This is a genomic window from Streptomyces sp. NPDC044064 (genome assembly GCF_056434245.1).
Map to the genome: position 1 here is coordinate 67,116 of NZ_JBWKFN010000018.1, position 11,720 is coordinate 78,835.

At 70.5% G+C, this 11,720-nt stretch carries 11 protein-coding genes; all 11 read left to right on the forward strand.

The genetic code is table 11. The features are described 5' to 3' along the window. The first annotated feature begins 110 nt into the window (after positions 1 to 110). Positions 111 to 1,040, forward strand: coding sequence for an ABC transporter permease (locus AC07DS_RS27595; RefSeq protein WP_145877654.1), 930 nt, complete (start codon positions 111 to 113; stop codon positions 1,038 to 1,040). Next, positions 1,033 to 1,821, forward strand: a complete 789-nt coding sequence (locus tag AC07DS_RS27600) for an ABC transporter ATP-binding protein (RefSeq protein WP_479149480.1) — start codon at positions 1,033 to 1,035, stop codon at positions 1,819 to 1,821. The genes AC07DS_RS27595 and AC07DS_RS27600 overlap by 8 nt, the downstream gene beginning before the upstream one ends. Before the next feature lie 337 nt (positions 1,822 to 2,158). Then, positions 2,159 to 3,085, forward strand: coding sequence for a squalene synthase HpnC (gene hpnC, locus AC07DS_RS27605; RefSeq protein WP_479149482.1), 927 nt, complete (start codon positions 2,159 to 2,161; stop codon positions 3,083 to 3,085). Further along, the gene (gene hpnD / locus AC07DS_RS27610) at positions 3,082 to 4,032 is read left to right on the forward strand and encodes a presqualene diphosphate synthase HpnD (protein WP_186581415.1); all 951 of its coding nucleotides are present in this window, start codon (positions 3,082 to 3,084) and stop codon (positions 4,030 to 4,032) included. The genes hpnC and hpnD overlap by 4 nt, the downstream gene beginning before the upstream one ends. Before the next feature lie 35 nt (positions 4,033 to 4,067). Then, entirely contained in the window at positions 4,068 to 4,172 is a 105-nt protein-coding gene (locus AC07DS_RS27615; protein ID WP_479149699.1) for a DUF6380 family protein, read from the forward strand. Then, the gene (hpnE, locus tag AC07DS_RS27620) at positions 4,169 to 5,596 is read left to right on the forward strand and encodes a hydroxysqualene dehydroxylase HpnE (protein WP_479149484.1); all 1,428 of its coding nucleotides are present in this window, start codon (positions 4,169 to 4,171) and stop codon (positions 5,594 to 5,596) included. Before AC07DS_RS27615 ends, hpnE begins: the two co-directional genes overlap by 4 nt. Before the next feature lie 68 nt (positions 5,597 to 5,664). After that, positions 5,665 to 6,729, forward strand: a complete 1,065-nt coding sequence (locus AC07DS_RS27625) for a polyprenyl synthetase family protein (RefSeq protein ID WP_479149701.1) — start codon at positions 5,665 to 5,667, stop codon at positions 6,727 to 6,729. A 116-nt stretch (positions 6,730 to 6,845) separates the two neighbouring features. Then, on the forward strand, positions 6,846 to 8,897 hold the full coding sequence (gene shc / locus AC07DS_RS27630) for a squalene--hopene cyclase (protein ID WP_479149485.1): 2,052 nt from the start codon (positions 6,846 to 6,848) through the stop codon (positions 8,895 to 8,897). After that, a complete protein-coding gene (locus tag AC07DS_RS27635; protein ID WP_479149487.1) occupies positions 8,898 to 9,539 on the forward strand; it encodes a phosphorylase family protein in 642 nt (213 codons plus the stop codon). It begins immediately after the preceding gene. A gap of 5 nt (positions 9,540 to 9,544) precedes the next feature. Then, the gene (hpnH, locus tag AC07DS_RS27640; protein WP_479149489.1) at positions 9,545 to 10,567 is read left to right on the forward strand and encodes an adenosyl-hopene transferase HpnH; all 1,023 of its coding nucleotides are present in this window, start codon (positions 9,545 to 9,547) and stop codon (positions 10,565 to 10,567) included. A gap of 4 nt (positions 10,568 to 10,571) precedes the next feature. Then, positions 10,572 to 11,687, forward strand: a complete 1,116-nt coding sequence (ispG, locus tag AC07DS_RS27645) for a flavodoxin-dependent (E)-4-hydroxy-3-methylbut-2-enyl-diphosphate synthase (RefSeq protein ID WP_479149491.1) — start codon at positions 10,572 to 10,574, stop codon at positions 11,685 to 11,687. Positions 11,688 to 11,720: the final 33 nt, after the last annotated feature.

Here is an 11,720-nt window from a genome sequence, read left to right on the forward strand (position 1 = left end):
GCGCGCCCGAAGCCGGATCCGACGCAGCCGGACGGCGCGAGCACGACGCACCACGCCGGCCACGACGGTCCCGACGAACCCGACGCACTAGAAGACGAAAGCTTCCACCTGTGAGTGAGACAACGCACGACGGCGGTGTCGCGGTGACCGCGGCCCCGTCGCCCGACGAGGGACTGACGGCGGCCCAGCTCGCCGCCAAGTACGGGCTCGCCGTGAGCGGTGCCCGGCCCTCGCTCACCGAGTACGTCCGGCAGCTGTGGGGGCGGCGCCACTTCATCCTCGCCTTCTCGCAGGCGAAGCTGACCGCGCAGTACAGCCAGGCCAAGCTCGGCCAGCTGTGGCAGGTGGCGACCCCGCTGCTGAACGCGGCGGTCTACTACTTCATCTTCGGCGTCATCCTGCACGCGAGCCGGGGCATGTCCAAGGACGTGTACATCCCGTTCCTGGTGACGGGCGTGTTCGTCTTCACCTTCACCCAGAGCTCGATCATGTCGGGCGTCCGCGCGATCGCCGGCAACCTGGGCCTGGTGCGCGCCCTGCACTTCCCGCGGGCCTCGCTGCCCGTCTCCTTCTCGCTGCAGCAGCTGCAGCAGCTGCTCTTCTCGATGATCGTGATGTTCCTCGTGGCGATCGGCTTCGGCAGCTACCCGAGCCTGTCCTGGCTGCTGATCGTGCCGGTGCTGGTGCTGCAGTTCCTGTTCAACACCGGGCTCGCGCTGATCGTGGCGCGCATGGGCGCCAAGACGCCTGACCTCGCCCAGCTGATGCCGTTCATCCTGCGGACCTGGATGTACGCCTCCGGCGTCATGTTCTCCATCAGCAAGATGATGGAGGGCCGTTCCGAGTGGGTGGTCCGCCTGCTCCAGGTGAACCCGGCCGCCGTCTACATGGACCTGATGCGTTTCGCGCTGATCGACGGGTACGGCGCCTCGAACCTGCCGCCGCACGTGTGGGTCATCGCCCTGTTCTGGGCCGTGGTCGCCTTCGCCGGCGGGTTCGTGTACTTCTGGAAGGCGGAGGAGAGGTACGGCCGTGGCTGAGCAGAACACCCAGGAAAGCGCCGACCGGCGCCCGACGGTCATCGCGGACGACCTGCACATCGTCTACCGGGTCAACGGTGCGAAGACTGGCAAGGGCAGTGCGACGGCCGCCCTGAGCCGCATAATCAAGCGCGGCGAGGAGCGGGGCGTGCGCAAGGTGCACGCCGTGCGAGGCGTCTCCTTCGTCGCCTACCGAGGTGAGGCCATCGGCCTGATCGGCTCCAACGGCTCGGGCAAGTCCACCCTGCTGCGCGCCATCGCCGGTCTGCTGCCCGCCGAGAAGGGCAAGGTCTACACCGACGGCCAGCCCTCGTTGCTCGGCGTGAACGCGGCCCTGATGAACGACCTCACCGGCGAGCGCAACGTGATCCTCGGCGGTCTCGCCATGGGCATGTCCCGCGAGCAGGTCAAGGAGCGCTACCAGGAGATCGTCGACTTCTCGGGCATCAACGAGAAGGGCGACTTCATCACCCTGCCGATGCGCACCTACTCCTCCGGCATGGCGGCCCGGCTGCGCTTCTCCATCGCCGCCGCCAAGGACCACGACGTCCTCATGATCGACGAGGCGCTGGCCACCGGTGACCGCAAGTTCCAGAAGCGCTCCGAGGAGCGCATCCGGAAACTGCGCAAGGAGGCCGGCACGGTGTTTCTGGTCAGTCACAACAACAAGTCCATCCGCGACACCTGCAACCGTGTCCTGTGGCTCGAGCGCGGCGAACTGCGCATGGACGGGCCGACCGAAGAGGTCCTCAAGGAGTACGAGAAATTCACGGGCAAGTGACCCGTTGAGCCGTTTCGGCCAGGGCCCCGTCGGCAACCGTCCGGTGGGGCCCTGCGTCTGCAAAGGAAACGTCAACTCCCGGCGCCCTTAGGAATCTTGACGCCAATCGGTGTGTTGTTGTGATGTGCAGGACACCCCGGCGGACTGTGCCGCGTTGTACAACGTAAGCTGTACGGGTGCCGGAAAGCGGCAAGTAGGGCCATAATGCGCGACACCCTCCCGGCGGCAGCCCCGCGGAGGGCCGGGCGGCGTGTCCGAAATAGTGTGTATCGGATCGGCAGTGTAGAACGGGAGATGTGACGGCAATGGCTACGGAAACTCCCCAGCTCAACGCAGCATGTGCCGTCCCCGCCCCGGGCAGCGCGCGGTGACGGGAACCGACACGGCGCCGGAACTGGAGCGCGCCACGCTGGACAAGGCTGCGAGCGAGAACTTCCCCGTGGCCCCCTTTTTCCTGCCCCGGGCCTGGCGCGCCGACCTCATGGCCGTGTACGGCTTCGCCCGCCTGGTGGACGACATCGGCGACGGCGACCTCGCCCCCGGTGGAGCCGACGCGCGCGTCCTGGGTGTGACGGCAGCCGAGGCCGAGGACCGACTGGCCCTCCTCGACGCCTTCGAGGCCGACCTGCGGCGTGTCTTCGACGGCACGCCCCGCCACCCCCTGCTCCGCCGTCTGCAGCCCACCGTCCGCCGCCGCGCCCTCACCCCCGAGCCCTTCCTCGGCCTGATCGCCGCCAACCGCCAGGACCAGCTGGTCGCCCGGTACGAGACCTACGACGACCTCCTCGCCTACTGCGAGCTGTCCGCCAACCCCGTCGGCCGCCTCGTCCTCGCCGTCACCGGTACCTCGACCCCCGAGCGGATCCGCCTCTCCGACGCCATCTGCACCGCACTGCAGATCGTGGAACACCTCCAGGACGTGGCCGAGGACTTCGGCCGTGACCGGATCTATCTGCCCGCCGAGGACATGAAGCGCTTCCACATCCATGAAACGGATCTCGCCACGAAAACCACAGGCGCATCGTTGCGCGCTCTGGTTGCATACGAAGCGCAACGCGCCCGCGATCTGCTGAATGAAGGCGCCCCCTTGGTGGGTAGCGTCAACGGCAGGTTGAAGCTGCTGCTCGCGGGGTTCGTGGCAGGGGGAAGGGCGGCGATCCGGGCGATCGCCGCCGCCGAATACGACGTACTTCCCGGCCCGCCCAGACCCGGCAAGGTCCAGTTGCTGCGTGAGGTGGGCGTGACCCTGCGAGGAGAGGGGTGATCCGGACCGTGGATTCTGTGCCACACGTGTCCGCACCGGTACTCGCCGCCTACAGCTACTGCGAGGCCGTCACCGGGCAGCAGGCCCGCAACTTCGCGTACGGCATCCGCTTGCTGCCGACGCCCAAGCGCCGCGCCATGTCCGCGCTGTACGCCTTCTCCCGGCGTGTCGACGACATCGGCGACGGCGACCTGCCCGGCGAGGTCAAGGTCGCGCGCCTGGAGGACACCCGGGCGCTGCTCGACCGTGTCCGGGCGGGCCAGGTCGAGGAGGACGACACCGACCCGGTGGCCGTCGCCCTCACCCATGCCTCCGACGCCTTCCCGATCCCGCTCGGCGGGCTGGACGAGCTGATCGACGGCGTCCAGATGGACGTGCGCGGGGAGACCTACGAGACCTGGGACGACCTCAAGGTCTACTGCCGCTGCGTGGCCGGCGCCATCGGCCGCCTCTCGCTCGGCGTGTTCGGCACGGAACCGGGGGCGCGCGGCGCCGAGCGCGCGTCCGAGTACGCCGACACGCTCGGTCTCGCGCTGCAGCTCACCAACATCCTCAGGGACGTCCGCGAGGACGCCGAGGGCGGCCGTACCTATCTGCCCGCCGACGACCTCGCGAAATTCGGGTGCTCGGCCGGTTTCAACGGCCCCACCCCGCCGGAGGGCTCCGACTTCGCGGGCCTCGTGCACTTCGAAGTGCGGCGGGCCCGCGCCCTTTTCGCCGAGGGCTACCGGCTCCTCCCCATGCTCGACCGGCGCAGCGGCGCATGCGTGGCCGCCATGGCCGGCATCTACCGCCGCCTGCTCGACCGCATCGAGCGCGACCCGGAGGCCGTGCTGCGCGGCCGGGTCTCCCTGCCCGGGCGCGAGAAGGCCTACGTCGCCGTACGCGGACTGTCGGGGCTCGACACCCGGCACGTGTCCCGGCGGACCGTCAGGAGGCGCGCCTGATGGACTCTGTGGACCAGGCGGACTCCGACGGTCCGATGCGGCGGGCAACCCTCCGCTGCGGCGTGGCGTCCCTGACTGCGACGGCCGAGCGTGCACCGTTCATCCAGCACGCCCGGCAGGCAGGGAAGGACGCACGATGAGCGACGGCGCACACGACTCGGCGGCGCACGCCGGCACCCCGGCACCGGCGGGGCGCAGTGCCGTCGTGGTCGGCGGCGGCCTCGCCGGGATCACCGCTGCGCTCGCGCTCGCCGACGCGGGCGTCCGGGTCACCCTGCTCGAAGGCAGGCCGAGACTGGGGGGCCTCGCCTTCTCCTTCCAGCGCGGCGACCTGACCGTCGACAACGGCCAGCACGTGTACCTGCGCTGCTGCACCGCCTACCGCTGGTTCCTCGACCGCATCGAGGGCGCGGCGCTGGCACCGCTGCAGGATCGTCTCGACGTGCCCGTACTCGACGTGAACCGGCCCGAGGGACGGCGGCTGGGCAGGCTGCGGCGCGATGCCCTGCCCGTACCCCTGCATCTGGGCCGGAGCCTGGCCACCTATCCGCACCTGTCGCTCGCCGAGCGTGCCGCGGTCGGGCGTGCCGCGCTCGCGCTCAAGGGACTCGACCTCGCCGATCCGGCCCTGGACACCCAGGACTTCGGCAGCTGGCTGGCCGCCCACGGCCAGTCGGCGCGTGCCGTCGAGGCCCTGTGGGACCTGGTCGGGGTCGCCACCCTCAACGCGGTCGCGGGCGACGCCTCGCTGGGGCTCGCCGCGATGGTGTTCAAGACCGGTCTGCTGTCCGACCCGGGCGCGGCCGACATCGGCTGGGCCCATGTGCCGCTGGGCGAACTGCACGACCGGCTGGCCCGCAAGGCGCTCGACTCCGCGGGCGTCCGTACCGAAGTCCGTACACGCGTCACCTCCGTCTCCAACAACGAAAACGGGACCTGGAGCGTTCAGGTTCCCGGCGAGACGCTCCGGGCCGACGCGGTCGTCCTCGCCGTACCCCAGCGCGAGACGCACGACCTGCTGCCGCCCGGCGCCCTCGACGCCCCCGAACAACTGCTCAGGATCGGCACCGCGCCGATCCTCAACGTGCATGTCGTCTACGACCGCAAGGTGCTCGCCCGGCCCTTCTTCGCCGCCCTCGGCACCCCGGTGCAGTGGGTCTTCGACCGGACGGACGCGTCCGGGCTCGCCGAGGGGCAGTACCTGGCGCTGTCCCAGTCCGCCGCGCAGGACGAGATCGACGCACCGGTCGCCGAGCTCCGCGAGCGCTATCTGCCCGAGCTGGAGCGCCTCGTCCCGGGCACCCGAGGCGCTGCGGTGAAGGACTTCTTCGTGACCCGGGAGCGCACGGCGACGTTCGCTCCCACCCCCGGCGTCGGGCGGCTGCGGCCCGGCGCCCGCACCAAGGCCCCCGGCCTGTACCTGGCCGGAGCGTGGACCGCCACCGGGTGGCCCGCGACCATGGAAAGTGCGGTCCGCAGTGGAGTGAGCGCGGCCGACGCCGCGCTGAGCGCCCTGGGCCGGCCCCGCCCCCGCCAACTCTTCGAGTTCGAGGAGGCGGCGTGACGCTCGATCAGGACGCGGCAGGCCCCCGCACCCCCGGTACCGCAACAAGAGGAGAGACTGTGCCCACTGTGCCCCCGGCCCCGATGCCCGCTCGGAGGACCGCGGTGGACGTGACCGCGCTTCTGGAGCGCGGCCGGACCCTGGCCACCCCGGTCCTGCGTGCGGCCGTCGACCGCCTGGCGCCTCCGATGGACACCGTCGCCGCCTACCACTTCGGCTGGATCGACGCGGCCGGCAACCCGGCCGACGGCGACGGCGGCAAGGCCGTGCGCCCCGCCCTGGCCGTTCTCTCCGCCGAAGTCACCGGCGCCGCACCCGAGGTGGGTGTCCCCGGGGCCGTCGCCGTCGAACTCGTCCACAACTTCTCGCTGCTGCACGACGACCTGATGGACGGCGACGAGCAGCGTCGGCACCGCGACACCGTCTGGAAGGTGCACGGCCCCGCCCAGGCCATCCTGGTCGGTGACGCCCTGTTCGCCCTCGCCAACGAGATCCTGCTGGAGCTCGGCACCGTCGAGGCCGGCCGCGCGACCCGCCGCCTGACCGCCGCCAGCCGCGCCCTGATCGACGGTCAGGCGCAGGACATCTCCTACGAGCACCGCGACCGCGTCAGCGTCGAGGAGTGCCTGGAGATGGAGGGCAACAAGACCGGCGCCCTGCTCGCCGCGTCCAGCTCCATCGGCGCGGTGCTCGGCGGCGCCGACGACCGCACCGCCGACACCCTGGAGAAGTACGGCTACCACCTCGGCCTCGCCTTCCAGGCCGTCGACGACCTGCTCGGCATCTGGGGCGACCCGGGGTCCACCGGCAAGCAGACCTGGAGCGACCTGCGCCAGCGCAAGAAGTCCCTGCCGGTGGTGGCCGCGCTCGCCGCGGGCGGCTCCGCCTCCGAGCGGCTCGGCGAGATCCTCGCCGCCGACGCCAAGAGCAGCGACTTCGCGAACTTCTCCGAGGAGGAGTTCGCGGCCCGCGCGGCCCTCATCGAGGAGGCCGGCGGCCGCGAGTGGACGGCCGGGGAAGCGCGCCGTCAGCACACCATCGCCATCGAAGCCCTCGACACCGTCGACATGCCCGAACAGGTGCGGGCCGCCTTCACGGCACTCGCCGACTTCGTCGTCGTACGAAAGAGATGATCGTTATCGGTCGAATATCCCTCGCGTAGTCGCCGGCCGGTGTCGAGGGACGACGGACACCGGCCGACGGCGGACCCGTAGCAGCACGACTCGCACGACTGCACGAAGGGGAAGCCATGACAGCGACGACCGACGGAAGCACCGGGGCGACCATCCCGCCCCGCGCTGCCGCGGCCAGCGAAACCGACGTCACCACCCCCGCGGCGACCGGGGTACAAGAAGCCGCCGAACGCGCCGCACGGCGCGCCACCGACTTCCTGCTGGCACGGCAGGACGCCCAGGGCTGGTGGAAGGGCGACCTCGAGACGAACGTCACCATGGACGCCGAGGACCTGCTGCTCCGTCAGTTCCTGGGGATCCGCGACGATGCGACGACACAGGCCGCCGCCCTGTTCATCCGCGGCGAGCAGCGCGAGGACGGCACCTGGGCCACCTTCTACGGCGGGCCCGGTGAACTGTCCACCACGGTCGAGGCGTACGTCGCCCTCCGCCTGGCCGGCGACGCGCCCGACGCCCCGCACATGGCGAAGGCCTCCGCCTGGATCCGCGAGCGAGGCGGGATCGCCGCCTCCCGGGTGTTCACCCGGATCTGGCTGGCCCTGTTCGGCTGGTGGAAGTGGGAGGACCTGCCCGAACTCCCGCCGGAGCTGATCTACTTCCCCAGCTGGATGCCGCTCAACATCTACGACTTCGGCTGCTGGGCCCGGCAGACCATCGTGCCGCTGACCATCGTCTCGGCCAAGCGGCCGGTCCGCCCGGCGCCCTTCCCGCTGGACGAGCTGCACACCGACCCGGCCGACCCCAACCCGGCCGGGCCCCTGGCTCCCGTGGCCAGTTGGGACGGTGCCTTCCAGCGCCTGGACAAGGCGCTGCACCAGTTGCGCAAGGTCGCCCCGCGCCGTCTGCGCAGGGCCGCGATGAACTCCGCCGCCCGCTGGATCATCGAGCGCCAGGAGAACGACGGCTGCTGGGGCGGCATCCAGCCGCCGGCCGTGTACTCGGTCATCGCCCTGTACCTGCTCGGCTACGACCTCCAGCACCCGGTGATGCGCGAGGGCCTCGCCTCGCTGGACCGTTTCGCCGTATGGCGCGAGGACGGCGCCCGGATGATCGAGGCCTGTCAGTCCCCGGTGTGGGACACCTGTCTCGCCACCATCGCCCTGGCCGACGCCGGACTGCCCGTCGACCACCCCCAACTGGTCAAGGCCGCCGACTGGATGCTCGGCGAGGAGATCGTCCGGCCCGGTGACTGGGCCGTGAAACGGCCCGGACTGCCGCCCGGCGGCTGGGCGTTCGAGTTCCACAACGACAACTACCCGGACATCGACGACACCGCCGAGGTCGCTCTCGCGCTGCGCCGGGTCAGGCATCACGACCCCGACCGAGTGGACGGGGCGATCGGGCGCGCGGTGCGCTGGAACCTCGGGATGCAGTCGAAGAACGGCGCATGGGGCGCCTTCGACGTCGACAACACCAGCCCGTTCCCGAACCGGCTGCCGTTCTGCGACTTCGGCGAGGTCATCGACCCGCCCTCCGCCGACGTCACCGCGCACGTGGTCGAGATGCTCGCCGCCGAGGGCCTCGCCCACGACCCGCGCACCCGGCGCGGCATCGAGTGGCTGCTCGCCGAACAGGAGCCGGACGGCTCGTGGTTCGGGCGCTGGGGCGTCAACTACGTCTACGGCACCGGCTCGGTGGTGCCCGCGCTGACCGCGGCCGGACTGCCCGGCTCCCACCCGGCGATCCGGCGGGCGGTGACCTGGCTGGAGAGCGTCCAGAACGACGACGGCGGCTGGGGCGAGGACCTGCGCTCCTACAAGTACGTCAAGGAGTGGAGCGGCCGCGGAGCCTCCACCGCCTCGCAGACCGGGTGGGCGCTGATGGCCCTGCTCGCGGCGGGGGAGCAGGACTCCAAAGCCGTCGAGCGCGGTGTCCGGTGGCTGGCCGAGACCCAGCGGGAGGACGGCTCCTGGGACGAGCCGTACTTCACCGGCACCGGCTTCCCCTGGGACTTCTCCATCAACTACCACCTCTACCGGCAGGTCTTCCCGCTCACCGCGCTCGGCCGGTACCTGCACGGCGACCCCTTCGAGCGGCCGCCGCTCGCCAGGGCCAGGAAGCCGCTCTCCGAGATCAAGAAGCCGCTCTCCGAGGTCAAGGGGAGCTGAATGAGCGCCCAGCCCGCCCCGGCCCCGCTGCTGATCGCCTGCGCGCTCGGCATCGAGCACCTCGCCCTGCGCACCGGCGACCGGGGCGGTGCCGACGGACCGTTCAGCGTCGTCCGTACGGGTATGGGCCCCAAGGCGGCGGAACGGTCCGTCACCCGGCTTCTCGCGGACCCGGCGCGGGCCGGCACGGCCGTCCTGGCCACCGGCTTCTGCGCCGGGCTCGCACCCGGGATGCACCCCGGCGACCTGGTCGTCGCCGAGGAGACCCGGGACCCGCACGGGACCGTCCCGTGCGTGGGTACCGACCTGCTCGTGAACGAACTCGTGCGCATCCTGCCCGGGCGCACCGTCCACACCGGGCCGGTCACCGGCTCCGACCATGTCGTCCGCGGCCACGAGCGGTCCGACCTGCTCGCGACCGGCGCGATCGCGGTCGACATGGAGTCCGCGGCCACACTCCTGAGCGCCGTCCGCGCGGGCGAGCGCCCGGTTGCGGCCGTACGGGTGGTCGTGGACGCTCCAGAACATGAACTCGTCCGGATCGGCACAGTGCGCGGTGGAATATCAGCCTTCCGCGTCCTTCGTGCCGTCCTTCCTGCTTTTTTCGAATGGCACCGTTCTTTGTTGCTCCCCCGGAGGTGAGCCAGATGGCCATGCCGCTGCGTCAGTCCATCAAGGTCGCTACTTACCTGGCTGAACAGAAGATCCGCAGGCGGGACAAGTTTCCGCTCATCGTCGAGCTGGAACCGCTGTTCGCCTGCAACCTCAAGTGCGAGGGCTGCGGCAAGATCCAGCACCCGGCGGGTGTGCTCAAGCAGCGCATGCCGGTGGCCCAGGCCGTGGGCGCGGTGCTGGAGTCCGGCGCGCCGATGGTGTCGATCGCCGGCGGCGAGCCGCTGATGCATCCTCAGATCGACGAGATCGTGCGCCAGCTGGTGGCCAGGCGGAAATACGTCTTCCTGTGCACCAACGCCATGTTGCTGCGCAAGAAGATGGACAAGTTCACGCCCTCGCCCTACTTCGCCTTCGCGGTGCACATCGACGGGCTGCGCGAGCGGCACGACGAGTCCGTCGCGAAGGAGGGCGTGTTCGACGAGGCGGTGGAAGCCATCAAGGAGGCCAAGCGGCGCGGCTTCCGGGTGACCACCAACTCGACCTTCTTCAACACCGACACCCCGCAGACGATCATCGAGGTGCTCAACTTCCTCAATGACGACCTGAAGGTGGACGAGATGATGATCTCGCCCGCCTACGCCTACGAGAAGGCGCCCGACCAGGAGCACTTCCTCGGCGTCGAGCAGACCCGGGAGCTGTTCAGGAAGGCCTTCGCCGGCGGCAACCGCAGGCGCTGGCGGCTCAACCACTCCCCGCTCTTCCTGGACTTCCTCGAGGGCAGGGTCGACTTCCCGTGCACCGCCTGGGCGATCCCGAACTACTCGCTCTTCGGCTGGCAGCGCCCCTGCTACCTGATGAGCGACGGATACGTGCCGACGTACCGCGAACTCGTCGAGGAGACCGACTGGGACAAGTACGGCCGCGGCAAGGACCCGCGCTGTGCCAACTGCATGGCGCACTGCGGCTACGAGCCCACCGCCGTCCTCGCCACCATGGGCTCCCTGAAGGAGTCGCTGCGGGCGATGCGCGAGACCGTCGCCGGAAACCGGGAGTGACGCCGTGACCGCCGTGCCCTTGGGCGTACCCGAGGTACCGGCCCGGCCGGTCGCACCGCGGCGCGTGTCGCGGCAGATCCATGTCGGTCCGGTGGCGGTCGGGGGCGGAGCCTCGGTGTCGGTGCAGTCGATGACGACGACCCGTACGTCGGACATCGGTGCCACCCTGCAGCAGATAGCCGAACTCACCGCGTCCGGCTGTCAGATCGTCCGCGTCGCCTGCCCCACGCAGGACGACGCGGACGCTCTCGCGACCATCGCCCGCAAGTCGCAGATCCCGGTGATCGCGGACATCCACTTCCAGCCGAAGTACGTGTTCGCGGCCATCGAGGCGGGCTGCGCGGCGGTCCGGGTGAACCCGGGCAACATCAAGCAGTTCGACGACCAGGTGAAGGAGATCGCGCGGGCGGCCAGGGACCGCGGCACCCCGATCCGGATCGGCGTCAACGCCGGTTCCCTGGACCGCCGCCTGCTCCAGAAGTACGGCAGGGCGACCCCCGAGGCCCTGGTCGAGAGCGCCCTGTGGGAGGCGTCGCTCTTCGAGGAGCACGACTTCCGCGACATCAAGATCTCGGTCAAGCACAACGACCCGGTCGTGATGATCGAGGCCTACCGGCTGCTCGCCGAGAGCTGCGACTACCCGTTGCACCTGGGGGTCACCGAGGCCGGCCCGGCCTTCCAGGGCACGATCAAGTCCGCGGTCGCCTTCGGCGCGCTGCTCAGCCAGGGCATCGGCGACACCATCCGGGTGTCCCTCTCGGCGCCTCCGGCCGAGGAGGTCAAGGTCGGCCTCCAGATCCTGGAGTCCCTGAACCTCAAGCAGCGCGGTCTGGAGATCGTCTCCTGCCCGTCCTGCGGGCGGGCCCAGGTCGACGTGTACAGGCTGGCCGACGAGGTCACGGCGGGGCTGGACGGCATGGACGTGCCGCTGCGGGTCGCGGTGATGGGCTGTGTCGTCAACGGTCCCGGCGAGGCCCGCGAGGCAGACCTCGGGGTTGCCTCGGGCAACGGCAAGGGCCAGATCTTCGTCAAGGGCGAGGTCGTCAGGACCGTCCCCGAGTCCAAGATCGTGGAGACCCTCATCGAGGAGGCCATGAGGCTCGCCGAACAGACGAAGTGAGTTGGGGTTGAAGCACGGCACGGACCGAGAGGG